Below are 24,491 nucleotides of genomic sequence, written 5' to 3' on the forward strand. Positions count from 1 at the left end.
CCTCAGGGCGTCTCGGCCAGCCACGGCCTGACCTGCCGGCGGGCCTCGTGCAGGCGGGACTTGAAGGTGCCCAGCGGGATGCCCGCGCGCTCGGCGGCCTCCGCGTACTCCAGCCGGCAGATGTCCCGGTACACCAACGGCTCGACCAGCTGAGGGTGTTCGCGCTCCAGCCGGTCCAGCGCCTCCAGCAGGTCGACGCGGGAGCCGGCGATGACACTCGTGGTACGCGGGTCGGCGTGCCGCTCGACGTCGATCGGGGCGGGCTGTTCGGCCGCCCGCCGCTTCAGCTCGCGGTACTTCTGGCGGCAGCAGTTGGCGACGACGGTGTAGAGCCAGGTGCCGAAGCGGCTGCGCCCCTCGAAGGTGCCGATCTTGCGGGCCACCTGGAGCAGGACGTCCTGTGCCGCCTCCTCGGCGTCCTCCCGGCAGGGCAGGAACCGCCCGCAGCGCCGCAGCACCTCGGGCCCGATCACCGTCAGCAGGTCCTCCAGCGCCGCCTGATCGCCCGCCGCCGCGCCACGGGCGAGCTCTTCGGCCGGTGCCCACGGGTGCTCGGCTCGGGATCGGTCCACGGCCAGGCATGATAGTCGTATGCACTCCGTCGAGCGGATCGGGCGCTACCGCCTCGAACGGCTCCTGGGCACGGGCGCGTTCGGCACCGTCTGGCTGGCCCACGACGACGAGCTCGACGCGCCGGTGGCCGTCAAGGTGCTCGCCGACAACTGGAGCCGCCGGCTGGATGTGCGCGAACGCTTCCTGGCCGAGGCGCGGATGCTGCGCCAGGCCGGCTCCCGCCGGGTGGTGCAGGTCCACGACATCGGCGAACTGCCGGACGGCAGACCGTACTTCGTGATGGAGTACGCCGACGGCGGCACCCTCGCCGAGCTGCTCGCCGGCGGCCCGCTGCCGGTGCCCGAGGCGCTGCGGCTGACCGCGCTGGCCGCCCGCGGGGCGGCCGACCTGCACCGGGCGGGGATCGTGCACCGGGACATCAAACCGACCAACGTCCTGCTGTCCGGGGGCACTTCACGGGTGCTGATCGCCGACCTGGGACTGGCCAAGAGCCTCGCGCAGGCGTCGGGGCTGACGCTGGCCGCCGGTTCGGCCGGGTACCGGCCGCCCGAGCAGGCCGAGGCCGGGGCGGGGATCGACGCGCGGGCCGACGTGTACAGCCTGGGCGCGGTCGGCTACCACCTGGTCACGGGCGCGGTCCCGGGGGACCCCGGCCGGATCGTGCGGCCGGACCGGCTGCGCCCCGGGCTCGATCCGGCCGTCCAGCGGGCCCTGCTGCGCGCCCTCGAACCGGACCGGGAGCGGCGCTGGCCCACCGCCGAGGCCTTCGCGCAGGAGCTCGAACGCCTCGCCTCCCCGGCGCACCGGCCCCGGCCCGGCCGCGGGGTGCTCGCGCCGGCCGTCGCCGTCGCCGTGACCGCGGCTGCCGCGTTCGGGGTGACCTGGACGCTGACGGACCACTCCGCTCCGGCGCCCGAGGCGCGCATCACGGACGCGACCGGCCGCGTCTCGGCCCAGGTGCCCGCCGCGTGGAGCCGTCAGCTGCGCGACTCGGGCTGGGACCCGCACGCCATCGGCCTGCCCGCCGGGCACGAGCCGGGCTTCGCCGTCGCGGACGACCTGGCCCGCTGGCAGGACCTCGCCTCCCCCGTCAACGGCGTGTTCGTCGGCCTGAGCGCGCACGCGGACCCCGAGCAGCGGGTCGACGCCCTCACCCACCCCGGCTGCCACTACGACGGCGCCCGCGCCTTCACCGGCGGGGCCTGGCACGGCCGGGTGCGCACCTGGACCCGGTGCGCATCCGGCGGGTCGGTGACGGAGGCCGCGCTCGCCGGGTCCGGCGCCCGGGTGTACGTCCAGATCCGGCAGCGTTCCGACGCCGGCGCGGCCGACCGGATTCTGGCGTCCGTCCGGGTCGGCACCTGACGCGAAACAGACCCCGAGCGAGCGAACTTTTCGGCGCCGGTGCGCATCGGAGACTGATGACGGGGCACAAAGCGCCGTACGCACGCGCCAGGCCGCGTGCGAGGAGACACCGGGAGTGCTGAGGAAGATGACCGATACGTCCCTCTCCGTCCACCGGGCGGCCCTGCTCGTGAGCGCGGTCGCCGTGCTGGGTGTGCTGACCGCCTGCGGCGGCTCGGGCGACGGCGCCGCGGCGAGCAGCCCGACGACGCTGCCCGGAACCGCCGCACCCGCCACCGGCGACACCGCGACCGCCCCGGCGACGGCCACCGACTCCGCCACGGCGTCCGCGCCGGCCAGCGCCCCCGGCGAGACCACCGCGAGCGCCACCGCCACCAGGACCGCGACCGGCCGGACCAGCACCCGCTGCCACACCTCCGAGCTGCGGGCGAGTGTCGGACGCAACAACCCCGGGGCCGGGCAGGAGAACTTCCCGATCGTGCTGACCAACACGTCCTCCCGTACGTGCACCGTGCGCGGCTACCCGGGCGCCGCGTACGTCGACGCCTCGGGGCACCAGCTCGGCGCGGATCCGCAGCGGACGCCGGGGACGCCGACGACGGTGACGCTGGCGCCGGGCAGGAGCGCGTGGGCGGGGCTGTCGTTCTCCAACCCCGAGGTCAGCGGCGCCCGTCCGGCGACACCGGCCTCGCTGCTGGTGACCCCGCCGGACGAACGGGACCCGCTGACGGTGAAGTGGACGGGCGGGCCGGTGCCGGTCTCCGGCAACGAGTCCTCCTCGCATCTGACGGTGTTCAGCCCCGGCACCGGCGTCTGACACGGGCCGGGTCGGACCGGCCCTCTTACCGTGACCTGCTTTGATGGTGGCTCCCGCGTTGATCCCCTGCGAAGGACCCCACCCTGAACACGCCGCTCGCCGAGGCCCTGTCCATCGTCCTGCTCGTCGCCGTCCTCGGCTTCGCCGTACTGCGCCCGAAGGGACTCCCCGAGGCTCTGGTGGCCGTCCCCGCGGCCGGGGTGGTCATCGCCACCGGGGCGATCCCGCTGGCACACGCCCGCGCCGAGGCCGAACGGCTCGGACCCGTCGTCGGGTTCCTCGCGGCGGTGCTGGTGCTGGCCCACTTCTGCGATGTCGAGGGGCTCTTCCATGCCTGCGGGGCGTGGATGGCCCGGCACGCGGCGGGCTCCCCCGGACGTCTGCTGACCGCGGTGTTCGTGCTGGCCTCGGTGATCACGGCCGTGCTCAGCCTGGACGCCACGGTGGTGCTGCTGACGCCGGTGGTGTTCGCCACGGCCGCGCGGGCGGGCGTGCGGGCCAGACCGCACCTGTACGCGTGCGCGCACCTGTCGAACACGGCCTCGCTGCTGCTGCCCGTCTCCAATCTGACGAACCTGCTGGCGTTCGCGGCGAGCGGGCTGGGCTTCACCCGCTTCGCCGCGCTGATGACGCTGCCGTGGCTGGTGGCGATCGGCGCCGAGTACCTGGTCTTCCGGCGCTTCTTCGCCGACGACCTGAGCCGCTCCGGCTCCGCCCCCGAGCCCGGCGACACGCCCGAGCTGCCGGTGTTCGCCCTGGTCACCGTGGGCTGCACGCTGGCCGGGTTCGCCGTGGCCTCCGCGGCCGGGGTGGAGCCGGCGTGGGTGGCGGCGGCCGGCGCGCTGGTGCTGGCCGGCCGTGCCCTGGTCCGGCGCCAGGCCGGTCCGCTGTCGGTGGTGAGGGCAGCGGCGCCGGCGTTCCTGGCGTTCGTACTGGCCCTGGGAATCGTGGTCCGCGCGGTGGTCGACAACGGGCTGGCCGACGCGCTGGACCGGGTGCTGCCCTCGGGGTCGGGGCTGCCGGCGCTGCTCGGCATCGCGGCGCTGGCCGCCGTCCTGGCGAACCTGATCAACAACCTGCCCGCGGTGCTGGTGCTGCTGCCGCTGGCGGCGCCGGCCGGGTCCGGCGCGGTGCTCGCGGTGCTGCTCGGGGTGAACATCGGCCCGAACCTGACGTACGCGGGTTCGCTCGCGACGCTGCTGTGGCGCCGGATCGCGCACCGGCACGGCCAGGAGTCGGACCTGTGGGAGTTCACCCGGCTCGGGCTGTTCGCCGTGCCGGCCTCGCTCGTCGCGGCCGTGGCGGCACTGTGGCTGTCGTTGCAGGTGGTCGGGGTCTGAGCCGGCCGGTCAGCGGTGGCCGCCACCGCCGCCGTAGCCGCCGGAGCCCGAGCCGTAGCCGCCGGAGCCCCAGCCGCCCTGGCCGTAGCCCCAGCAGGAGGAGGGGTTGGAGGAGCAGTAGGACGACGGGTCCGGGCTCGTCGGCGTCGGCGTCGCGGTGGTGGGGGTCGCGGACGCCGTGGGTACGGGGGCCGGCGTGGTCGCGGCCTTGGGGGCGGGCGTGGCCGTGGCGGTCGGGACGGGGCTGCTGTCGGCGTCCCAGTTGACGACCTCCATCTGCAGGTCGGTCTTGGAGGTGTCGAAGACCCAGCGCTGGACCGGGCTGTCGTCGCGGGTCTTGACGACGAGGGCGCCCGATCCGTCGGTGGCGGCGGGGGTGAGGGCGAGGTCCTGGTCCCAGCGCGGCACCAGCGCGCCCTGCAGGGTGAAGTCGTAGCGGATGTTCTTGCCGTTCTCGGCGGCCTCGCCCGTGCACGTCGCGAGCTGCACCGAGTAGCCCAGGTGGGAGTCCAGGCACAGGCCGGGGTCCGCGGCGCTGCGCAGCAGCCCGTCGGCCGTGTACGACCACTGCTGGCCGTCCGCGGAGGAGCACTTGGCGAGTTCGGTCTCGGCGCCCTCGACGGCCTTGCCGCCGACGAGGCCGATGCACAGGCCCGAGTCGACGTTGTGCAGCCGCCCGTGCAGGGTGCCGTCGGAGCCCGCGCTCGCGCCGGTGTAGGACTGGTCGCCGGACGAGGCGTTCTTGTCACCGCCGGGGGTTTCGGAAGGGTGGGCGCCGTCGGCGGAGGAGGAGCCGTCGGAGGAGCCGAAGGAGGACCACAGCACCAGCGGCAGGACGACCAGTCCGCTCACCGTCAGGATCGCGGCGGTGACGTTGCGGCGGCGCGCGGCGGCGCGGCGGGCGGCCTTCTGCGCCGAACGGCCGGAGACAGCTCCGGGCGCGGTGGCGGGCGCGGTGCCGGACGCACCGGCTCGGGAGGCTGCTCGCGAGGTGGCCCGGGATCCGGCGCGGGGCGCGGTGCGGGCCGGACGGGGAGTGGCGGGCGGCGGGCCCGGTTGCGCGGGGCCGGAGAACGGCTCGCCGGCCAGCGGCGGGGCGGGGACCTCCGCGGGCAGGGCGCCCGGCTCGGGGGTCTGCTCGACGCGGCCGGGCCGGGAGGCCGCGTACGCCCGGGCGCCCCAGCCGAGGACCCCCTCGGCGAGCGCGACGCCGAGCTCGGTGTTGAACTGGTGCAGCTGGTCGGCGGTTTCACTGCAGTGCCGGCATCCGGCGAGGTGGGCGGCGAGGTCGGGGTCGAGGTCGACACCGCCGCGCCGGTAGGTCACGTCGAGCATCCGCAGGTAGCGGCGGCACTCCTGGTCGGGGGCGAGTTCGCGGTGGACCTGCAGGCACTCCTCGCGCAGTCGCTCGCGGGCGCGGCGCAGCTCGATGCCGGCGGCCTCGGCGTCCAGGCCCAGCAGCGCGCCGGGGGCCTCCAGCGGCTCGGCCTCCACCTCGACGTGCCACAGCAGACAGCGGGCCGACTGGGGCAGCCGCTGGAACGCCCCGGACAGCAGGCGCCGGTCCGCGGGGGGCAGCAGCCGGGCCGCGACGCGCTCGCCGCCGGCGCCGGAGCGCAGCTCGGGGTGGAGCATCTCGCGACGGCCGTCGCCGTCCCACTCGGCCGCGATCCGGCGCACGGTGACGAGGAGTTGGGGGCGCCAGGCGGAGGTCGGACCGTTCTGCCGCAGGGATTCACCGAAGAGTCTGGTGAATGCGGCGGTCGTGAGCATTCCCGCGGCCCGGGCGTTGTCGGTGCACAACCGGGCATAGGCGAAGGCCGCTTCCCAGTGCCGGTCGAGAAGTTCCCCCACGGGCTGAAGCGCCGGACTTGTCCCGGTCCACTTCTTCAGTTCGGCACTCAGTTGTTCGTCCGTCACCTCGAACCGGCGGGCAGACGTAGGGGAATTCGACAGGCCGGTGTCTTTCACGGCTGCATTCCTCTCGCGGCGTGCGCATCAAGTCCATACCAATTGGCATGGGGACCCGACGACGTGGCGACGGAGTCCGCTCGTACAGGATTCGGCGACTCGAACGCCCGCCCGGCACAGCTCTTTTGAAGCAGGAGGACGGACCTGAGCGGCCTCGTGCGCACAGGGGGAATAGTGGAACTCTGTGCGCCGACAGTGCACACCTTTGCACAGGTCATGAAGGCGTAACAAGAGATCTCGGGGTTTTGTGCATTGCGCGCCCGACGCGCGTCATTGACGGAACGTCAATTCGGCTCGCTAAGCGAAGGCGGCGCCCCCGCACGGTAATTGGACACGGGATTGAGCGGTTCCGGCCAGGGCATCGGCCGGAACCATTGCACGGGCGCCTGACCGGACCTCCGGCCGATCGGCGGGGGCGCCCGCCCTCACCCGCCAACCATTGAGCCGCCCGACCGGTACTCCCCCGGCGGTATGCCATAGCGCGCCCGGAAGACCCGGTTGAAGTGGAACGGGCTGGCGAATCCGGACGCGGCGGCCACCCGCTCCACGGACAGGTCGGTGTTCTCCAGCAGCCGTGCGGCATGCCCGAGCCGCGCCTCGCGCAGCGCGCGCATCGGGGACTGGCCAAGCTGTTCGGTGAACAGGTGGGCGAACCGGGAGGGCGAGAGGGCGACGCTCTCGGCCAGCGAGCGCACGGTGTGCGGGGCGCCCGGGTCGGCCGCGACGATCGCCTGCGCGCGCCGCACCCGTGGGTCGACGCCGGGCGGCGGCGCCGGCGGCCGCGCGCCGGCCGCCGCGAGCAGGACGGCCTCCTCCAGTGCGCACAGGGCCAGTTCCCGGGCGGCGGTGCCGTGCGCCACGGCGACGCGGCCGGCGGGCTCGGGATCCGCCCGGGGCACTCCGGCTCCCGTCCAGCGGGCGTCGGCGAGCATCCGGCGGAAGGCCGCCCCGACGCGGGCCCGCAGGGCGGGCGGGGTGGGCGTGACGACGTACAGGCCGTCGCCGGCGTGGTAGGGGCGCAGCCACGGCAGCCAGGCCGGCCGTGCCTGGCAGTGCGCCCACCAGAACCGCCAGTGCGGGGCGCCGGGACGGACGGCGTACTGGTGCGGAACGCCCGGGGCGAGCACCACCAGGTCGCCCTCGCCCGCGCGTGCCTCGGCGGCGCCCTGGCGCAGCCGGCCGCTCCCCGCCGTCGTCCAGGTGAACAGCCAACTGCCGGCGCCCCGCGTCCGGTTGACGCCGTAGCCGGGCGGCTCGTCGTAGCTGCCGACCACGACCAGCCCCGGCGGCGGCGCGGCAGTCTCGGGCAATCCGTCAGCGGTCACGGGCATCCTCCGGGAAGGTGCGGCGGCCTAGCGTAAGGCACCTGAGGCATCCGAGCGAGGAGTGGACGCATGACAGCCACGGACATCGGCGCCACCGGCGCCCCCCTGCTGCGGCAGTTCCTGGACGAGGGTTTCACCGTCGTGCGCGGGCTGTTGCGGTACGACGAGATCGAGCGGCTGTGCGCGGAGTTCGAGGCGCTGCGGCTGGCGGGGCCGGTGCCGGGGCACTTCGCGCCGTACGCCGGTTCGGCGGACCCGCTGCGGACCCACCCGCGGGTCATGCAGCCGCACGAGATCAGCGAGCCGGCGGCGCGGCTGCTGCTCGACCCGCGGCTGCGGAGCGTGCTGGAGGTCCTGCTCGGCGAGGAGGTGCTGGCGGCGCAGAGCATGTTCTACTTCAAGCCGCCGGGTGCGCGGGGCCAGGCGCTGCACCAGGACAACTTCTATCTGCGGGTCGAGCCGGGCACGTGCGTGGCGGCGTGGGTGGCCTGCGATGTGATCGACCGGGACAACGGCGGTCTGGAGGTCGTGCCGGGCACCCACCGGATGGAGCTGTTCTGCCCCGAGGAGGCGGACCCCGCCATGTCGTTCGCGCGGGAGTACGTTCCCCCGCCGCCGGGGCTCGCGGCCGTGCCGGTGGACATGGAGCCCGGCGACGTCCTGTTCTTCAACGGCAGTCTGGTGCACGGCTCGCAGCCCAACCGCACGGCCGACCGGTTCCGGCGGTCGTTCATCGGGCACTACGTGGGCCGGTCGGCCGAGCGGATCGGCGCCTACTACCGGACGATCGCGATGAGCGGTGAGCGGGTCGTGCTCGCAGAGAGCGCGGGGGCGGGTCCGTGCGGCACGGAGTTCGCGCCGCACGGACCCCACTAGTCAGCCGTGACCCACGATCGGGTGCGGGCTGTACGGCCGCTCCAGCTCCTCGATCTCCTTGTCGTCCAGGGCGAGTTCGACCGCGGCGACGGCGTCCTCGATGTGGCCGGGCTTGGCGGCGCCGACGATGGGGGCCGCCACCGTGTCCTGGTGCAGCAGCCAGGCGAGGGCGACCTGGGCGCGGGGCACGGCACGGTCGTTCGCGATGCGGGTGACGGCCTCGACGATGGTGCGGTCGCCGTCCTGGTAGAGGCGGCTGCCGAAGTCGTCGTTGGCGCTGCGCTCGGTGACGGTGCCCCAGTCGCGGGTGAGCCGGCCGCGGGCGAGCGGGCTCCAGGGCAGCACGCCGACGCCCTGGTCGGCACAGAGGGGCAGCATCTCGCGCTCCTCCTCGCGGTAGAGGAGGTTGTAGTGGTTCTGCATGGACACGAACTTCGTCCAGCCGTGCTTCTCGGCGGTGTACTGCATCTTGGAGAACTGCCAGGCGTACATCGAACTGGCGCCGAGGTAGCGGACCTTGCCGGCCTTCACCAGGTCGTGCAGCGCCTCCATCGTCTCCTCGACCGGGGTGCCGGGGTCGAAGCGGTGGATCTGGTACAGGTCGACGTAGTCGGTGCCGAGGCGGCTGAGGCTGTGGTCGATCTCGCTCATGATCGCCTTGCGGGACAGGCCGCCGCCGTTGGGCCCGGGCCGCATCCGGCCGTGCACCTTGGTCGCGAGCACGATCTCGTCGCGGCGGGCGAAGTCGCGCAGCGCCTTGCCCACGATCTCCTCGCTGGTGCCGTCGGAGTAGACGTTGGCGGTGTCGAAGAAGTTGATCCCGGCCTCGATCGCCTGGCGGATGAGCGGACGGGACGCCTCCTCGTCCAGGGTCCACTCGTGCACACCGCGGTCGGGCAGGCCGTAGGTCATGCAGCCCAGACAGATCCGCGACACGTCCAGGCCTGTCGAACCGAGCTTCACGTACTGCATCGTTGCTGCTCCCGCCTACGAGTTGGGTACGTAGGGGAGCGTACGACCTTCGATCAGCTCCAGCGCCCGCTCCCACCCGAACTCCGGCCGCCCGCCGTCCTCGTCCGCCTCTCCGGAGTACGGCTCGCCGAAGCGGACGCCCATCCCGCGCAGCCGGACCAGGCTGTCCTGGTAGGCGGGGTGGGCGGCCAGCGCGTCGGACACGCACGGCAGGACGGCGACCGGGACGCCCAGGCCGTGGGACTCGCAGAGGGTGGCCACGGCGAGGGTGTCGGCGAGGCCGGCGGCCCACTTGTTGACCGTGTTGAAGGTGGCGGGCGCGACCACGACCGCGTCCGGCGGCGGGAAGGGCCGCGGTTCGCCCGGGGTGCGCCAGGCGGAGCGTATGGGGCGTCCCGTCCGCTCCCGCACGGCCTCGGTGTCGAAGAAGCCGTTCATGGCGGCGGGGGTGGCGATGACGCCGACCTCCCAGTTCCGCTCCTGCGCGGCGGTGATCAGCCTGCCGACGTCCGCGGCGATCCCGGCGGCGCAGACGACGACGTAGAGGAAGGGTTTCCCGGCCTGTTCGGTCATCCGGGAACCCTACTGAAGCGGGAAGCCCTTCCCGCGCTCGGCCGCGGGGCGCGGTCCGTGGATGCGGCGCTCCCTCTCCTCGATCGGCACGTCGTTGATGCTGGCCTCGCGCCGGGTCATCAGGCCGTGCTCGTCGAACTCCCACAGTTCGTTGCCGTAGCTGCGCCACCACCGGCCGTCGGCGTCCCGGCACTCGTACTGGAAGCGGACGGCGATCCGGTCGCCGTCGTAGGCCCACAGGTCCTTGCGCAGGGCGTAGTCGCGCTCGCGTTCCCACTTGCGGGTCAGGAACTCCACGATCTCGGCCCGGCCGCGCACGAAGGTGTCGCGGTTGCGCCACACCGAGTCCTCCGAGTAGGCGAGGGCGACCTTGTGCGGATCGCGGGTGTTCCAGGCGTCCTCGGCGGCCTGGACCTTCTGTGCCGCGCTCTCGCGGGTGAACGGGGGCAGGGGCGGACGGTCGGCCATGGCTTCCTCCTCGGCACCGGCGGAGAACGTGCGTTCTCCGATCACGCTGCTACCGTAGGAGAACGATCGTTCTCGCGTCAAGGAGGGGTGGGGAGATGGCCGTCATGGACAGCGCAGCCGCACGGGAGCGGGCGCTCGACGCCGCCGAGGAGCTGTTCTACGGGCGGGGCGTCCAGGCGGTCGGCATGGACGACATACGCGGCGCCTCGGGGGTCTCCCTGAAGCGGCTCTATCAGCTCTTCCCGGCCAAGGAGCAGTTGGTCGAGGCGTACCTGGAGCGGCGCGACCTGCGCTGGCGCGGGGGGCTCGCCGCGTACGTGGAGCGGCACGAGGACCCCGGGGAGCGCGTCCTCGCGGTCTTCGACTGGCTTCAGGAGTGGTTCGGCGAGGACGGCTTCCGGGGGTGCGCCTGGATCAACTCCTACGGCGAGCTGGGCGCCACCTCGGAGCGGGTGGCGGCCCAGGTGCGGGCGCACAAGGCGGCGTTCCGGCACTACCTGGCCGGCCTGGTGGCGGACGCGGGGCTGCCCGGCGAGCTGGCCGGGCAGCTGTTCCTGCTGGCCGAGGGCGCCATGGTGACCGCCGGCATCACCCGCACCGCCGAGCCCGCGCGGCAGGCGCGCGAGGCGGCGCGGGTGTTGCTGCGGGCCCGTTGAGGCTCAGCCCTCGGAGAGGGCGATGGCGCCGACCGGGCAGGCCCGTGCCGCCTCCCGGACCATGGGGTCGCCGCCGCCGTCCTCGCGGCCCGGCAGCAGCTCGCTGAACCCGTCGTCGTCCTGGGTGAACACGCCCGGGGCGGCCAGGGCGCACTGGCCGGCGCCGATGCAGACGTCCTTGTCGATGTCGATGCGCATGACCGTCAGCCTCTTACCAGGTCACGGGGAGTTCCAGCATCCCCTGGATGGTGTCGCCGGGTTTGAAGGGGATCCGGTCGGCCGGGGCGGCGAGGCGGAGGGTGGGCAGCCGCTCGAAGAGGGTGCGCAGGGCGATCTCCAGCTCGGCGCGGGCCAGGTTCTGGCCGAGGCACTGGTGGATGCCGAAGCCGAACCCGACGTGGTGGCGGGCCGGGCGGTGGAAGTCGAGTGTGTCGGGGTCGGGGTACATCTCCTCGTCGCGGTTGATGACGGCTGTGGAGAAGAGCACGCCGTCGCCCGCCCGGATGGTCGTCCCCGCCACCTCGATGTCCTCGGTCGCCAGCCGCACCAGGCCGTCGGCGATCGACAGCATGCGCAGCAGCTCCTCGACCGCCGCGGGCAGCAGCTCCGGGTCGGCGCGCAACTCGGCCAGCCGCTCGGGGTGCTGGAGCAGGGTGAAGGTGCCGAGCGAGATCATGTTGGCGGTCGTCTCGTGGCCGGCGACCAGCAGGATGGTGGCCAGGGAGACGATCTCCGCGCGGTCCAGGCGCCCTTCGCGCAGCGCCTCGTGGACGAGGTCGTCGAGCACGCCCTCGCCCGGCACCGCCTGGGCCTGCTTGCGGTCGATCAACTCCTCGAAGTACGCCTCCAGTTGCTCGCGCGCATCCTGGGAGTCGGCGGGCTTCGGCCCGCGCAGCAGCCGCCGCGACTGCCCTTCGAAGAACTCGTGGTCGGCGTACGGCACGCCGAGCAGGGCACAGATGACGATCGAGGGCACGGGCAGCGCGAAGGCGCCCACGAGTTCGGCGGGCGGCCCCTGCGCGATCATCGCGTCCAGGCGTTCGTCGACGATCCGCTGGATCTGCGGCCGCAGGGAGGCCGCCCGCTTCAGGGTGAAGCTGGGGATCATCATCCGCCGGTGGGTGCGGTGTTCGGGGTCGTCGGCGCCGAGCATGGCGAGCGGCTTGCGGCGTACGGCCGCGAAGCGCTCACTGGGGGCCGGGAAGTCGGGGTGGGTGCGGTCGGAGGACAGGCGCCGGTCGGCGAGCAGTTCGCGGGCGAGGGCGTGGCCGGTGACCAGCCAGGTCTCACGGCCGTCGTAGAGGGTGACGCGGGCCAGCGGGCGCGCCGCGCGCAGGGGGTCGTAGCCGGCGGGCGGGTGGTAGGGGCAGGTCCGGTCCTGGGGGAAGGCGACGGGCTGCGTGTGCGTCATGGAAGACCTCGCAGACGTTGGGTGCGTCGTGCGGTCCCATTAGATGCCCGGGGCACGCATATGGCGACGCCAAGTTCGGCCATTTCCACGAACGGTGAATTATGGCCGGAAGGCGGTGCCCGCACGCCGGTCCGAGCCCGGTCAGGGGGCGAAGGCGCGGGCCACGGCGAGGCTGTCCTCGTAGACGTGATGGCGGACGACCTGCCCGTTGTCCACCGTGAGGTGCAGGGCGAACCCGGCCCGGTAGGGGCGGCCGGTGGACCGGGCGGTCTGCCGGATCTCGCCCAGCACCACGGCGTGTTCCTGATCGACCAGGACGCGCTCGACCACGGTGGCCGCCTCCCCGGGGACGTGGTGCGCGGCCAGGTCTCGGAAGTGGGCGGCTGCGTCCGTCCGGGTGGCGCGGTGCCGGATCCAGGGCGTGGCGGTGCGGCCGTGCTCCTCCTCCGGCCAGTCCAGCCGCCAGTCGACGTGCTCGGCGTACAACGCGGCGATGCGCTCCGGATCGCCGGCCGCGATACGGCGCAGCAGCTCTTCGACCACGGCGCGGGTCGTCGCACGGGCGGTCACCGTCATGGCGGGGCCTCTCCTTCGAGCGGGTGTCGTGCGGGCTACGCCGACCGTGCCCGAAGCACCCCGCTCCGCGCGATGACCGGCGAGGTAATGGCGTTTTCGCGGTAGGGATGACAAGCGTGGGTACCGGTGTTGAAGATCGGTGCCAGTCAGCCGTACGACATCACGATGGGACGGATGCCATGCCTCTTGAGGGCGAGTACGTACCGAGCCCCGAGCAGTGGGTGCGGGATCAGGTGGAGCTGTACGAGAGCTCCGGTGGCACGAAGGGGACGACGCTGCGGGACACGGGCCTGCCCGTCATCGTGCTCACCAGCCGCGGCGCCCGCAGCGGGAAGATCCGCAAGACGCCGCTGATGCGCGTCGAGCACGAGGGGCGTTACGCGGTCGTCGCCTCGCAGGGCGGCGCGCCGAAGCACCCGACCTGGTACCACAACCTCAAGAGCGACCCCCATGTGGAGCTCCAGGACGGGCCCGTGAAGAAGGACTTCGTCGCCCGCGAGGTCACCGGCGCGGAGAAGGACGAGTGGTGGCAGCGGGCGGTCGCGGCTTATCCGCCGTACGCCGACTACCAGAAGAAGACCGACCGGGAGATCCCCGTCTTCGTGCTGGAGCCGGCCGACGGCGGTGCCTGAGCCGGCGCCACGGCGCAGGTGAAACACCGTCGGAAAAAATTCCCGGCCCGGGACGCATGAACTCCGGCGCCCCGGGCACCCGAGCGTCAGGCCCCGCCGCGTTCCCCCGTCGCGGCGGGGCTTTCTCGTGCCTCGTTCGCCGGCCGGTCGGTGATGTCGAGGAAGATCTGGTCCGCCTCCTTCACGGCGTCCGCGATGGTCCGCTTGATCCGCACGGCCACCTCCTCGACGCGCTCGCTGTCCAGGCCGGGCATCAGGTCGACGCGGGCGGCCACCAGCGCCGTGTCGAGGCCCGTCTTCATGGTGAACAGCGCCTCCACACTGTCGATCTCGGGCTGCTCCTGCAGCAGGTCCCGGATGTGGTCGGCGGCCTCGGGGTCGGCGGCCTCCCCGATCAGCTGGCCGCGCGCCTCCTGGCCGAGCTGGAAGGCGACGAAGACCAGCAGCGCGCCGATCGCCAGTGAGGCCGACGCCTCCCACGCCACCTGCCCGGTGACCATGTGCAGCGCCATCCCGACGGCGGCCAGCGTCACGCCCAGCACCGCCGTGCCGTCCTCGGCGACGACCGTGCGCAGCGCCGGATCGCGCAGCCCGCTCCCCGTGCCGCCCTGCCGGCGCACCTGGTGCACGGCACGCAGCAGCGAGATCCCCTCCGCGACGAAGGCGACGCCGAGCACGATCAGCCCGGCCACATAGCCGCTGACCTTCTCCTCGGCTCCGTTGCGCAGGGCCTCGAAGCCCTGGAAGAAGGAGAAACAGCCGCCCATCACGAAGATCCCGACGGCCGCGAGGAGCGACCAGAAGAAGCGCTCCTTGCCGTAGCCGAAGGGATGGCGCCGGTCGGCCGGTCGGCGGCTGCGCCGCAGGGCGGCCAGCAGGAAGATCTCGTTGAAGCTGTCGGCCACCGAGTGCGCCGCCTCCGACAGCAGGGCCGGCGATCCGGCCACGAGTCCGCCGACGGCCTTGGCGGCCGCGATGACCAGGTTCGCCGCGAGCGCCACCAGCACGGTGACGCGTGTCCTGCGGTCGGCTTTCCGCTCCGTGTTCTTCTTTGACCGTGTCCCGCTCACCTTCGCCGACTGCCCAGGTCCGGCGGGCTCACACCGTGCGTACGGCGGATTTCGGGGAACGCGGTGGGTCGAAGGACGTACCCGGAAAGGAGGCAGCCCATGGGCGGCGGGGGCAACAGCGCGTACGGCCACAAGGCGTTCAAGCGGTCCAGGAGCCACTTCACCGACCGCGTCACCGCGGACGGCAGGGACGGCTGGCCGGTGGAGAAGGGCCGTTACCGGCTGGTGGTGAGCCGCGCCTGTCCGTGGGCGAGCCGGGCGGTGATCTCCCGGCGGCTGCTCGGCCTGGAGGACGCCCTGTCGATGGCGGTCGCCGACCCGATCCAGGACGACCGCAGCTGGCGCTTCACCCTGGACCCCGACGGCCGCGATCCGGTCCTCGGCATCCGCTACCTCCACGAGGCCTACGACCGGCGCGAGAGCGACTATCCCGGCGGGGTGAGCGTGCCCGCGCTCGTCGACATCCCCAGCGGCAGGCTGGTCACCAACGACTACCAGCAACTCACCCTGGACCTCGCCACCGAGTGGACGGCCCTGCACCGCGACGGCGCCCCCGACCTGTACCCGCACCACCTGCGCGACGAGATCGACACGGTGATGGCGGAGGTCTACGAGGACGTCAACAACGGTGTCTACCGGGCGGGTTTCGCCACCGGACAGCAGGAGTACGAGGCCGCGTGCGGCGGCGTCTTCCGGCGGCTGGAGCTGCTCGCGGACCGGCTCGCCGGGCAGCGCTACCTCGTCGGCGACACGATCACCGAGGCGGACATCCGGCTGTTCACCACGCTGGTGCGTTTCGACGCGGTCTATCACGGCCACTTCAAGTGCAACCGCTGGAAGCTGACGGAGAACCGGGTGCTGTGGGCCTACGCCCGCGACCTCTACCAGACGCCCGGCTTCGGCGACACCGTCGACTTCGACCACATCAAACGCCACTACTACCAGGTGCACTCCGGTATCAACCCGACCCGGATCGTGCCCCTGGGCCCGGACCTGACCGGCTGGCTGACGCCCCATCACCGCGAGGAACTGGGGGGCCGGCCGTTCGGCGACGGGACACCTCCGGGACCCGTGCCGGCCGGCGAACAGGTCGCGGCGGCCGGGCGCCCCTGACCACGAAGGAGACACACATGGCCAAGAAGAAGAAACTCCCCCTCGCCTACAAGCCGCTCGGCTTCGTCCTGGGCTGGGTGAGCGGCTCCCTCGCCGGTCTCGCGTTCCGCAAGACCTGGAAGGCGATACGCGACGAGGACGACGCGCCCGACGCGCTGGACCGGGACCGCGGCTGGGGGGAGATCCTGCTGGCCGCGGCGGTCCAGGGCGCCATCTTCGCCGTCGTGCGCAGTGCCGTGGACCGCGGCGGCGCCAAGGCCATCGAGCGCTCGACCGGCGTGTGGCCGACCGACGAGAAGGGCGGCCGGGACTGACGCGGGCTCGGCCCCGGGTGGGCGCCGGCGGCCTCAGCCCTGTTTGGGCGCCGTCGGCGCGATCAGGCGCAGGGTGAAGGAGTGGCCCGCGGGGTCGGCGTAGCCCCGTTCCTCGTACGGGCCCGCCGCGTCCTTCGTCTCCAGCGGACGGCCGCCCAGCTCCACCACCTTGCGCTCGGCCGCGTCCAGGTCCTCCACCACGAAGTCGACGTGGGCCTGGAGGGAGTTCTCGGGGCGCGGCCAGCTCGGCGGTGTGGCGTTCACGTCGCGGCGGAAGGCGATCCGGCAGCCGTCGGCCCCGCGGATCTCCACGCGGTTGGCGCTCGCCTCCGTCTCCTCTGCGCCGAGCAGTTCCTTGTAGAACACGGCGAGCTTCTCGGGTTCCGCGCAGTCCAGCACCACGACGCCCGCCTTTACCAGTGCCATGTCTCCTCCGAAGGGTCCGGGCGCGGGAGTTCGTGCCCCGCGCCCTCTTCCTTGCGGATATCCCGGCCGGGCCGATTCAGTCGGCGACCAGCCACGTCCCGTCCCGCATCAGCTCCCGCCCGACCAGTTCGTCCTCCTCGCGCCAGGCCTGGACGCGGACCGGGCGGACGCGGAAGTACAAGTAGGGCGTGCGCAGTCGGCGCGGATCGAAGCCGGTCCGGGCCGCGAAGACGTCTCCCTCCTCCTCGGTGAGTTCGGCGGGCGGCACGGTGTCGACGCTGCCCTCGATCATCACGACGTCCCGTGTGGGACCGAGGCCGATCCGCGCCCTGCCCGTCGCGCTCAGGTTGCGGCCCGTGGGACTGGCGGCGGGCGTGGCGAACAGCAGGGTCTCGCCGTCTCAGTGGAAGGACAGCGGCACGAGGTGGGGCACTCCCCCGGCCTCGTCCGCGGTGGCGACCCAGGCGTCGACGTCGTGGGCGAGGCGGTGGAGGGTGTCCTGCTTGCGCTGTTCGGGGGTGCGTGCGGTCATCGTGGGCCGGGCCTCCTGCCGGTGGAGTGGTCAACTGGCTTGTTCAGTGTGGCCGTTGGCCGGCCGGGGCGCGCCCGGATGTCCGCCGGCCGGGTCGCCGCCGCGCTCAGCAGCGGGTGGAGGGCGACCGGGTAGGCGCTGCGCCCCATGTCGGCCACCGGCTGGCGGGCCGAGGCGTGAATGTGCGGAGGGGTGCCGGCGGCCGGCCTCGCGCACGTCGCCCACCACACGGCCGCCTCCACCTCCCGCGCACTTTTCGGCAACGCCACGCTCGCCGAGCCGAGGGCGCCGAAGGCGAGGGTGCAGGGCGCGGAGTTGCCGGCCGGGCAACGCCGGACCCGGCGGACGGACGCATCGAGCGGCACGCGGCGGGCGAGAACGGCCTGCCGGCTCGCGGCGCCGCTGCACGCGCTCGGCATCACGGCCTGGCGGGACGCGCTGGTCGGCGACTTCCTCGGCGTGGACGGTCCCGCGCAGGCGTATGTGACGGCCGCACGGGAGGGTTTGCTGACCGCGCGGGTCGTCGGGGCGCTGTGGCGGGACCGGGAGCGAGGCGCCGAGTGGACTCCCGAACTCGTGGAGATGCGGGCTGTGTTGAGCCACGCGGTTCCGGGCCGGCAACGGGTGTGCGACCGCCAACCGCGGCAAGAGGCTCGCGATCTCGATCAACTGCCCACGAACGTCACCGAGTTGGACGCGCTCGGCTTCCAGGGCCACGTCCAAGTCGGCAGCGACTGGCCGGCCAGCAGTTCCGACCCGCTCCAGGGCGTCCACGTCGCCGTCAACGTACGCGGGAGGGGAGGCAGTGTACGCAGCTCACGAGGCGCAGGCAGTAACGGACATCACGGTGAGGTCACGCGTAGATCATTTACGCTCTGGGCAGCCTCCTACCGCTTCTCGGTTCAACTTTCGGCCATAGAAGCTGAGTTCGAACGCGCGGGTGGTCGTTCCGGCCACCCGTTCGCGGGTCGGGGGGACTCCGTACCGCCGTCTCCTGGAAGGAAGCGCATGCCTCAGGACGTCACATTCGACCTCTCCCCTTCGACACCCCCATCAGCGGACTTCCGGAGCACGCCCCAGCACGCCGTGTGAACGCCGCGAGTGCTTTCCGACCACCGCGGCCGAGGCGGCGGCGCCGAGGGCGCATCCGCCGTGGGCACGCACCTTTCTCGGCCACGAGCGGCCGAACCACCACGGTTGATCGATTCCGTTTCCAGGACCACAGCTTGATGGGAGACCCGTGTGAAATTCCGCGTCGAAGGTGCGGTTCCGGAAGCGTCCGCCGACAGCGTGCTCCCGGCCCGGCCCAGCGCCCTGCCCCAGCCCACGCAGGCCGGGGACGCCCTGGCCGGGCTCTTCCTGCAGCGCGTCAAGGGGACCAGCGACCAGTACCGAAGGTGCCAGGACGCCGCTCAGCAGCGGCTGGACGCCCTCGCCTCCCCCGGCGCCGGCACCGCACTGCGGGTGGAGGGGGCCCTCCATCTGGCGCGGCCCGCGTTCCTCCCGCCCGACGAGGAGGGACACGCCAGACTGCGGCACCTCGACGCCGGTCTGCGCGTGATCGAGGCGGCCTTCCCGCAGGTCGGCACCGACATCGAGGTCTGCCGCCTGACCAGCGCGATGCTGGAGGGGGCCTGGCGGAGCCGGGCGCTGACCGAGCCGCGCGCGGAGCAGCAGGCGACCGACTGCGCCTGCCCGCTGTGCCGCCGGCTGCCCACGCCCCCCGCGCGCACGCTGGAGGACTACGACTGGCGGCACAGCGCCGGCCGCCCCCTCACCGTCAAGCACTGGCCGCACCGCCGGGAGCTCGACAGCGTCCTGACCGGCGGATGGTCCTGGACCCGGCAGATGAACGACCTCGAACGGGACCTCGGCCACCGCCATCGCTTCGAGGACGACATCCTCGTCTTCCACGAGTACAGACGCGTGATCGACACCATCGACACGACGCACATCACCCGGCACGTCGAAGAACGCCTGGCCGAGCGGTTCAGCACCAACAGCGCCCGGGCCCTGGTCTCCGGCCTCTTCTCCGCCCACAAGCGGTCCGTCGACGAGTACTGGCTCCAGCAGCACCGCGCGGGCAACGTCACGCTTCCCCAGACCAACCCGCTCAGCCAGAGCACCTACTCGATCCTGCAGATGCTGGACTGTCTGTTCTGGCACGTGTCACCCGACACCGAGCTCTGGCAGGAGGAGCACCTCGCGTCCCTGCTGCTGTGCCGCGTCATCGACGACATGGCCGACGTCAGAGCCGACGCCCTCACCGGCGAGATCAGCAACTTCTGGCTCGCCGACATGCCCACCCACACCAAGGCCCTGTACGCCGCCTGTGCCATAGCCCTCGTCAAGTACGGCTGCACGCCCGAGGCGCACACGCCGATGTGGAACACCTGGCTGATGACCACCACCATCGTGTGGATGGGACTCACGGGCCGCCACGCCCTGTGGTTCGACGGCATCACCGACGGCCTGCCCCCGGCCGAGGACTGCCCGCTGTGCGACCTGCGGCCCAACCCGTGCACCGGCATCCTCACCCACGGCACCACCCTCACCATCGCCCCGCGGCCCACCGCACCCGCGCTGAGCCCCCGGACCGCCGAGCTGTCCGCCCACTGCCGGGCCCAGTTCCCCCGAACCTGGGCCCTGTTCGACGCCGAACTCCATGCCTTCGAGGCACTCCACGGCCCCTGGCACGGCGACGTCGACACCGCGTGGGAGATCCTGCGCCGCACCTACATAGCGGCCGTGGAGGCCTCGGGCGCCGGGGCCTCCAAGGACCGGGCCCGCCAGGTTCAGGAGGACGCCGGCGCGGTGGGTTCGGAACTGTTCCACGCCCTGCACGACCCCCGCACCGGGCGGGAGGACACCGCCCTGCTGGCCTACATGTTCGGCTGCGCGCACCCGCATTTCCTGTGGAACGCCACGGGACACCGCCCCGCGAGCGTCGCGGGCGACTGGCTCGACGGCTGACACGGCGCTGCCCGGCCGGGGTCCGGCCGGGCAGCGGTGGTGCGGACGGAGAACGGCGGTGTCAGACGGAGAACTCGACCGGCAGGCTGTCGAGCCGGGACTCCCAGGTGGAGGCGGTCGAGGAGAGCTCCTCCGGCGGCACGGCCAGGCGCAGCCCCGGCAGCCGGTGCAGCAGGACGTCCACGCCGATCTCGATGATGGACTGGCCGATGCTCTGCCCCGGGCACTCGTGCGGCCCCGAACTGAACGCCAGGTGCGACTGGTTGCCCTGCACGGCGGCGGCCGAGTCGGGCCGTACCTCCGGGTCGAGGTTGCCGGCGGCCAGGCCCAGGACGAGCAGTTCCCCCTCCTGGATGTGGTGGCCGCCGAGCTCCAGGTCGGTGGCCGCGAACCGGCCCGGCAGCACGGCCAGCGGCGGGGTGTCCCACATGATCTCCGCCACCACCGAGGCGATGTTGAGCTGCCCGCTGACCAGGTCGGACAGCCGGCCGGCGTCGGTGAGGACCCGCTGCAGGACCTGGGCCAGCAGGTTGCTGGTGGTGGTGTGCGCGGCGATCAGCACCAGGCGCAGGTGACTGACGACCTCGTCGTGGTCGAGGCCGGCCGGGTGCTCCAGCAGGGCGGTGGCGAAGTCGGAGCCCGGTTCGGCGCGCTTGCGTTCGGCGAGATCCGACAGGATCTGCATGATCCGGTCGTTGTGCTCCAGGGCACCCTCGCCGCCCTTGAAGACCTCGGCGCACGACTCGACCAGGCGCTGCCCGTCCCCCGAGGGGAGGCCCAGGATCCGGGTGAGCACGAGCATCGGCAGCAGATCGGCGTAGTCGGCCACCAGGTCGGCGCGGCCGGCGTCGGCGAACGCGTCGATCTGCTTGTTCGCGAAGTAGGTGGCGTGCCTGCGCACCCCGCGGCTGGAGGCGGCCAGCAGCCCGTCGGTGACCGCGCCGCGCAGCCGACGGTGCGGTTCGCCGTCCTGGGAGACGCAGTCGGGACGCCAGCCGACCATCGGGATCAGCGGGTGCGTCTCCGGGATGCGCCCCTCGCGCCAGTCCCGCCAGATCCGCGCGTCCCGGCTGAACTGGCGTGGGTTGTCGAGCACCCGCCGGTTGTCGCGGTAGCCGAGGACCAGCCAGGCGGGCACGTCACCCTCCAGCAGCACCGGCGCCACCGACCCGTGCTCCTTGCGCAGCCGCTCGTAGATGCCGTACGGGTCGGTCGACGCCTCCGGCCCGAACAGCCGGGTGAGCTCGCTCCCGTGGGCGACGGGGCAGCCGCGCGGGGCGTCGGGACCGTTTAAGGGCTGGGCGTTCATCGGGACTCCAGTGCGACGGCGGAGCGGTCCTTCAAGTGGCGTATCAGCGCGACGAGCACGTCACGGCTGGAGGCCCGGTCGCGGGCGTCGCAGGCCACGACCGGGATGTGTTCGGGGATGTCGAGGGCGTCCCGGATCTCCTCGACGGGGTACTCCTTGGAGTCCGGGAAGACGTTCAGCGCGACCACGAAGGGGACGTTCTGCCGCTCCATCTCCTCGATCGCCCGGAAGCTGGAGGCCAGCCGCCGGGTGTCGACCAGGACGATGGCGCCGAGCGCGCCCTTGAACAGGCCGTTCCACAGGAACCAGAAGCGCTCCTGGCCCGGGGTGCCGAAGAGGTACAGCATCAGGCTGTCGTTCAGGCTGATCTTGCCGAAGTCCAGGCTGACGGTGGTCTCCGTCTTGTCGGCGACGCCGATGAGGTGGTCGACGTCGGCACTGGCCTGGGTGAGGGTCTCCTCGGTGGTCAGCGGCTTGATGTCGCTGACCGAGCGCACCATGGTGGTCTTCCCGGTGCCGAAGCCGCCCGCGATCATCACCTTCACCGAGCGGGTGCCGCCGTCGGCGGGCCGACCGGGATGGTCAAAGCCGTTCAAGTCCACTGAGTACCTCCTCAAGGAGCGCGAGGTCGGGCCCGCGACCGGCGTCGTGCGCCGGGATGGGGTCACGGGCTTCGACGCGGCCTGCCTCAAGCAGATCCGCCAGCAGCACCGCGAGAATGTTGAAGGGCAATCCGAGGTGGGCGCCGAGTTCGGCCACCGACAGCGGATCGCGGCAGCGCCGGACTATCTCCTCGTGCTCGTGCTGCATGCCCGGTGCGGGGGCGGCGCGGGAGACGATGAGGGTCGCCACGTCCAGGCTCGACGCCGAACCGCCCGGTCCGCTACGCCCTCGGGTGAGGACGTAGTAGCGCTCGAGACCTTGGGGGTCCCCCCAAGTCGGGCGGGGCCGAGGACTTGGGGGCGGGTCCGTGGGCCGGCGGGGAGCACTCATCCAGAGTGCTCCTCCAGGCGCGGAGTGGTGCCGAGGAGCTCACCCATCCTGCGGGCCAGGTCTCGCATCTGGTGACCGAGCAGGCCCTGGTCCAGGCCCTCGCGGGCCAGGACGCCGAGATACGTCTCCACGCCGGCGCGGACGACGAAGAGGTGTCCGCCGTCGACCTCGATCATCGCCAGCCGCAGTTGCCCCGCGTACTTGGGGAACTGCTCGGCGACCGGCTGGGCCAGCGCCTGGAGGCCGGCGACGACGGCGGCGAACCGGTCGACGTCGTCGGGGTCCTCGGCGCCGAAGGAGGTGATGGCCTTGCCGTCGCTGGAGGCCACGAGGGCGAAGCGGATCTCCGGGATGGACTCCACCAGATCGCGGAGCGCCCAGCTCACGTCGGTTCCCTGTTGCGTCATGGGGACTAGTCGCTCTCTTCCGTACGGTGCTCGGTGGACTCGCGTCCGGCGATCGTCACGTCCTCGGCCTCGGCCGGCTCGCGCCCGGCGGTGGCGAAGGCGGCGAGGCCGGCGAAGGAGGCGTCCGGCGGCACTGCCGAGACCGCGCCCTCCTCGGTCCGTACGGCGCGCTCGGCCGGCCGCTCCCCCGCCGCCTCGTTGCGCTTGCTGCGGCGCCGGGGCAGTCCACCGGGCGTGGTGTCCACGGCCTCGTCCGTCTCGGCCGGCGGGACGGCGGTGACCGTGTCGCGGGTCGCGGGGGTCGAGGCCGCCGCGGTGACGGGCGTGGTCGGGCCGGCCGCCCCGGTCCCGCCGGCGGTGCCGGTCGCGGGCAGCGGGCTGAAGAACTTGTGCGGGACCACGACCACCACCGAGGTGCCGAGCCAGGGCGAGTCCGCGAAGGTGACGCGGATGCCGTAGCGCCGGGCGAGGATGCCGACCACGCGCAGACCGATGTTGGCGTCCTCGGAGATGCCGCCGAGGCCAGGTCCCTCGCCGGTGCCGGCCAGGGCGTGCTCCGCCTCGCGCTTCTTCTCCTCGCTCAGGCCCTTGCCGGAGTCCTGGATCTCGATGCCGACGCCGTTGGGCACCTCCTTGCCGGAGACCAGGACCGGCTCGGTGGGCGGCGAGTAGCGGGCCGCGTTGTCCAGCAGGTGGGCGAAGATCAGGGTGAGGTGGTCCACCAGGCCGCCGTCGACGCCCAGTTCGGGCAGATGGCGCACCTCGACGCGGTGGAAGTCCTTGATCCGGCCGATGCCGCCGCGGACCACGCTCAGCAGGCGTTGCGGCTCCTGCCACTGCCGGCCGGGCCGGTCCGAGCCGCCGAGCACGCCGATGCTGGCGGCCAGCGAGTCGGCGGGGCCGAGCTGCTGGTCGAGCTCCATCAGACCGCGGGCGACGGCCGGCAGCCGGCCGTGCTCGCCCTGCATCTCGTGCAGCCGGCCGCGCAGCTTGCTGGTCAGCACGTGGATGCGGTTGCCGATGCTGATCACGGCCTGTTCGGCGGAGGTGGAGCGGTTGAACTCCGTCTCCACGCCGATCAGGGCGGTCCTGAGGACCTTGCGCAGCTCCGCCTGGAGGTCGGCGCTGACCTTGGCGCACTGGTTGCCGACGGGCAGCAGGTCGTCGACGGCGTCGCCGGCCCGCAGCCGCTCCAGCGCCTCCGGCAGCTGTTCGTCGGCGAGCCGGGCGACGGCGGCCTGCTGGTGCGCGAGCTGCTCGCGCCAGGTCTCGGCCTGCTCGGCGAGCTGCGCCTCGTACGCCGTGGCCTGCTCGGCCAGCCGGGCCTCGTACGCCTGGGACTGCTCGGAGAGCCGGTCCTCGTAGGCGGTGGACTGCTCGCCGAGTCGGGCCTCCAGTGCGGCGCGCTCGGCGGCGAACTTCCGCTCCAGCCCAGCCACGTGCTGCTGCCACTGCTGCGAGTGCTCGGCCTGCGAGCTGCGGAAGGAACCCTCCGCGCGGCCGAGTTGCGTACGGGTGCGCAGGAGCAGCCGTACGCACACCGAGCTCGCCGCGGTGGCCGCGACGCCCGCGACGCCGGCGGCTATGCGCTCGGAGCTCATGAACGTGGCGGCAACCGTCCCGCCTCCTAAGGCCAGCGGCATGAGCCACCAGCTGTACCAGGCGACAGGGGCCCGCGCCGCCGGCGGCGGAGTGGCGAGTTCCATCTGCATCCTTCGAGACCACACGATCGAACAAGGGGGGCGTGCATGGGGGGACCGCACTCATGAGTACGCACCACGAGATGACCGAACGCGATC

At 72.8% G+C, this 24,491-nt stretch carries 26 protein-coding genes and 1 pseudogene; 9 read left to right on the top strand and 18 right to left on the bottom strand.

Features of this window, described 5'->3' with window-relative positions:
* Positions 1 to 2 precede the first annotated feature (2 nt).
* Positions 3 to 572 carry an RNA polymerase sigma factor gene (locus tag ACYF6T_RS00750; RefSeq protein ID WP_461692510.1) on the bottom strand — a complete coding sequence of 190 codons (570 nt, stop codon included), beginning with the start codon at positions 570 to 572 and terminating at the stop codon, positions 3 to 5.
* A gap of 19 nt (positions 573 to 591) precedes the next feature.
* Between ACYF6T_RS00750 and ACYF6T_RS00755 the strand changes: the two genes are divergently transcribed.
* The 3 genes from ACYF6T_RS00755 to ACYF6T_RS00765 all read left to right on the top strand — a co-directional run bounded on the left by ACYF6T_RS00755 (position 592) and on the right by ACYF6T_RS00765 (position 4,095).
* The gene (locus tag ACYF6T_RS00755; protein WP_461692512.1) at positions 592 to 1,938 is read left to right on the top strand and encodes a serine/threonine-protein kinase; all 1,347 of its coding nucleotides are present in this window, start codon (positions 592 to 594) and stop codon (positions 1,936 to 1,938) included.
* 127 nt (positions 1,939 to 2,065) lie between these two features.
* Positions 2,066 to 2,755, top strand: coding sequence for a DUF4232 domain-containing protein (locus tag ACYF6T_RS00760; RefSeq protein WP_461692514.1), 690 nt, complete (start codon positions 2,066 to 2,068; stop codon positions 2,753 to 2,755).
* Positions 2,756 to 2,838: 83 nt separating this feature from the next.
* The gene (locus tag ACYF6T_RS00765) at positions 2,839 to 4,095 is read left to right on the top strand and encodes an SLC13 family permease (RefSeq protein WP_461693218.1); all 1,257 of its coding nucleotides are present in this window, start codon (positions 2,839 to 2,841) and stop codon (positions 4,093 to 4,095) included.
* 9 nt (positions 4,096 to 4,104) lie between these two features.
* On the opposite strand, the gene ACYF6T_RS00770 is transcribed toward ACYF6T_RS00765, so the two are convergent.
* Both ACYF6T_RS00770 and ACYF6T_RS00775 read right to left on the bottom strand, forming a co-directional pair.
* Complete coding sequence (locus ACYF6T_RS00770; protein ID WP_461692516.1) at positions 4,105 to 6,066, bottom strand: RICIN domain-containing protein; 1,962 nt, start codon at positions 6,064 to 6,066, stop codon at positions 4,105 to 4,107.
* A 425-nt stretch (positions 6,067 to 6,491) separates the two neighbouring features.
* Complete coding sequence (locus ACYF6T_RS00775) at positions 6,492 to 7,397, bottom strand: helix-turn-helix domain-containing protein (protein WP_461692517.1); 906 nt, start codon at positions 7,395 to 7,397, stop codon at positions 6,492 to 6,494.
* Between the two features lie 63 nt (positions 7,398 to 7,460).
* Here ACYF6T_RS00775 and ACYF6T_RS00780 point away from each other — a divergent pair, with 63 nt between their 5' ends.
* On the top strand, positions 7,461 to 8,267 hold the full coding sequence (locus tag ACYF6T_RS00780) for a phytanoyl-CoA dioxygenase family protein (protein ID WP_461692519.1): 807 nt from the start codon (positions 7,461 to 7,463) through the stop codon (positions 8,265 to 8,267).
* Here ACYF6T_RS00780 and ACYF6T_RS00785 read toward each other — a convergent pair whose 3' ends face one another.
* From ACYF6T_RS00785 to ACYF6T_RS00795, 3 genes are read right to left on the bottom strand one after another with little or no spacing between them, the layout of a single operon-like run.
* Positions 8,268 to 9,239 carry an aldo/keto reductase gene (locus ACYF6T_RS00785; RefSeq protein WP_461692520.1) on the bottom strand — a complete coding sequence of 324 codons (972 nt, stop codon included), beginning with the start codon at positions 9,237 to 9,239 and terminating at the stop codon, positions 8,268 to 8,270.
* Between the two features lie 15 nt (positions 9,240 to 9,254).
* On the bottom strand, positions 9,255 to 9,812 hold the full coding sequence (locus ACYF6T_RS00790) for a flavoprotein (protein ID WP_461692522.1): 558 nt from the start codon (positions 9,810 to 9,812) through the stop codon (positions 9,255 to 9,257).
* 9 nt (positions 9,813 to 9,821) lie between these two features.
* Positions 9,822 to 10,280: a nuclear transport factor 2 family protein gene (locus tag ACYF6T_RS00795; RefSeq protein WP_461693219.1), complete on the bottom strand. Its 459-nt coding sequence runs from the start codon at positions 10,278 to 10,280 to the stop codon at positions 9,822 to 9,824.
* Between the two features lie 104 nt (positions 10,281 to 10,384).
* On the opposite strand from ACYF6T_RS00795, the gene ACYF6T_RS00800 reads away from it, so the two are divergent.
* On the top strand, positions 10,385 to 10,936 hold the full coding sequence (locus ACYF6T_RS00800; protein ID WP_461692524.1) for a TetR/AcrR family transcriptional regulator: 552 nt from the start codon (positions 10,385 to 10,387) through the stop codon (positions 10,934 to 10,936).
* Between the two features lie 3 nt (positions 10,937 to 10,939).
* Here the strand turns inward: ACYF6T_RS00800 and ACYF6T_RS00805 are convergent, their stop codons facing one another.
* The 3 genes from ACYF6T_RS00805 to ACYF6T_RS00815 form a co-directional block, all read right to left on the bottom strand.
* Positions 10,940 to 11,134, bottom strand: a complete 195-nt coding sequence (locus ACYF6T_RS00805) for a ferredoxin (RefSeq protein WP_461692526.1) — start codon at positions 11,132 to 11,134, stop codon at positions 10,940 to 10,942.
* A gap of 13 nt (positions 11,135 to 11,147) precedes the next feature.
* Positions 11,148 to 12,347 (bottom strand): cytochrome P450, encoded by a 1,200-nt coding sequence (locus ACYF6T_RS00810; protein WP_461692527.1) that lies wholly within the window; start codon positions 12,345 to 12,347, stop codon positions 11,148 to 11,150.
* Positions 12,348 to 12,488: 141 nt separating this feature from the next.
* Positions 12,489 to 12,923 (bottom strand): nuclear transport factor 2 family protein, encoded by a 435-nt coding sequence (locus ACYF6T_RS00815; RefSeq protein ID WP_461692528.1) that lies wholly within the window; start codon positions 12,921 to 12,923, stop codon positions 12,489 to 12,491.
* 179 nt (positions 12,924 to 13,102) lie between these two features.
* Between ACYF6T_RS00815 and ACYF6T_RS00820 the strand changes: the two genes are divergently transcribed.
* Positions 13,103 to 13,555, top strand: coding sequence for a nitroreductase family deazaflavin-dependent oxidoreductase (locus tag ACYF6T_RS00820; protein WP_461692530.1), 453 nt, complete (start codon positions 13,103 to 13,105; stop codon positions 13,553 to 13,555).
* Positions 13,556 to 13,641: 86 nt separating this feature from the next.
* On the opposite strand, the gene ACYF6T_RS00825 is transcribed toward ACYF6T_RS00820, so the two are convergent.
* The gene (locus ACYF6T_RS00825) at positions 13,642 to 14,562 is read right to left on the bottom strand and encodes a cation diffusion facilitator family transporter (protein WP_461693220.1); all 921 of its coding nucleotides are present in this window, start codon (positions 14,560 to 14,562) and stop codon (positions 13,642 to 13,644) included.
* Between the two features lie 162 nt (positions 14,563 to 14,724).
* Between ACYF6T_RS00825 and ACYF6T_RS00830 the strand changes: the two genes are divergently transcribed.
* Both ACYF6T_RS00830 and ACYF6T_RS00835 read left to right on the top strand, forming a co-directional pair.
* Positions 14,725 to 15,738 (top strand): glutathione S-transferase family protein, encoded by a 1,014-nt coding sequence (locus ACYF6T_RS00830; protein ID WP_461692531.1) that lies wholly within the window; start codon positions 14,725 to 14,727, stop codon positions 15,736 to 15,738.
* 17 nt (positions 15,739 to 15,755) lie between these two features.
* Positions 15,756 to 16,052 (top strand): DUF4235 domain-containing protein, encoded by a 297-nt coding sequence (locus ACYF6T_RS00835; RefSeq protein ID WP_461692533.1) that lies wholly within the window; start codon positions 15,756 to 15,758, stop codon positions 16,050 to 16,052.
* Positions 16,053 to 16,085: 33 nt separating this feature from the next.
* On the opposite strand, the gene ACYF6T_RS00840 is transcribed toward ACYF6T_RS00835, so the two are convergent.
* The 3 genes and pseudogenes from ACYF6T_RS00840 to ACYF6T_RS00850 all read right to left on the bottom strand — a co-directional run bounded on the left by ACYF6T_RS00840 (position 16,086) and on the right by ACYF6T_RS00850 (position 17,432).
* Positions 16,086 to 16,478 carry a VOC family protein gene (locus ACYF6T_RS00840; protein WP_461692534.1) on the bottom strand — a complete coding sequence of 131 codons (393 nt, stop codon included), beginning with the start codon at positions 16,476 to 16,478 and terminating at the stop codon, positions 16,086 to 16,088.
* A gap of 76 nt (positions 16,479 to 16,554) precedes the next feature.
* A pseudogene (locus tag ACYF6T_RS00845) lies at positions 16,555 to 17,010 on the bottom strand (pyridoxamine 5'-phosphate oxidase family protein).
* Entirely contained in the window at positions 17,007 to 17,432 is a 426-nt protein-coding gene (locus ACYF6T_RS00850) for a hypothetical protein (RefSeq protein ID WP_461692535.1), read from the bottom strand. The pseudogene ACYF6T_RS00845 and the gene ACYF6T_RS00850 overlap by 4 nt, the downstream one beginning before the upstream one ends.
* Positions 17,433 to 18,252: 820 nt before the next feature.
* Here ACYF6T_RS00850 and ACYF6T_RS00855 point away from each other — a divergent pair.
* Complete coding sequence (locus ACYF6T_RS00855; RefSeq protein ID WP_461692537.1) at positions 18,253 to 19,983, top strand: hypothetical protein; 1,731 nt, start codon at positions 18,253 to 18,255, stop codon at positions 19,981 to 19,983.
* Positions 19,984 to 20,044: 61 nt separating this feature from the next.
* Here the strand turns inward: ACYF6T_RS00855 and ACYF6T_RS00860 are convergent, their stop codons facing one another.
* The 5 genes from ACYF6T_RS00860 to ACYF6T_RS00880 are packed head-to-tail and all read right to left on the bottom strand — an operon-like array spanning position 20,045 to position 24,398.
* Positions 20,045 to 21,292, bottom strand: a complete 1,248-nt coding sequence (locus ACYF6T_RS00860) for a cytochrome P450 (RefSeq protein ID WP_461692538.1) — start codon at positions 21,290 to 21,292, stop codon at positions 20,045 to 20,047.
* Positions 21,289 to 21,894 (bottom strand): GTP-binding protein, encoded by a 606-nt coding sequence (locus ACYF6T_RS00865; protein WP_461692540.1) that lies wholly within the window; start codon positions 21,892 to 21,894, stop codon positions 21,289 to 21,291. The genes ACYF6T_RS00860 and ACYF6T_RS00865 overlap by 4 nt, the downstream gene beginning before the upstream one ends.
* Positions 21,875 to 22,285 (bottom strand): DUF742 domain-containing protein, encoded by a 411-nt coding sequence (locus ACYF6T_RS00870; protein ID WP_461692542.1) that lies wholly within the window; start codon positions 22,283 to 22,285, stop codon positions 21,875 to 21,877. Before ACYF6T_RS00870 ends, ACYF6T_RS00865 begins: the two co-directional genes overlap by 20 nt.
* Entirely contained in the window at positions 22,282 to 22,692 is a 411-nt protein-coding gene (locus ACYF6T_RS00875; protein WP_030043913.1) for a roadblock/LC7 domain-containing protein, read from the bottom strand. The genes ACYF6T_RS00870 and ACYF6T_RS00875 overlap by 4 nt, the downstream gene beginning before the upstream one ends.
* 5 nt (positions 22,693 to 22,697) lie before the next feature.
* The gene (locus tag ACYF6T_RS00880) at positions 22,698 to 24,398 is read right to left on the bottom strand and encodes an ATP-binding protein (protein WP_461692548.1); all 1,701 of its coding nucleotides are present in this window, start codon (positions 24,396 to 24,398) and stop codon (positions 22,698 to 22,700) included.
* Positions 24,399 to 24,491 lie beyond the last annotated feature (93 nt).

Source organism: Streptomyces sp. 7R007, assembly GCF_054850255.1.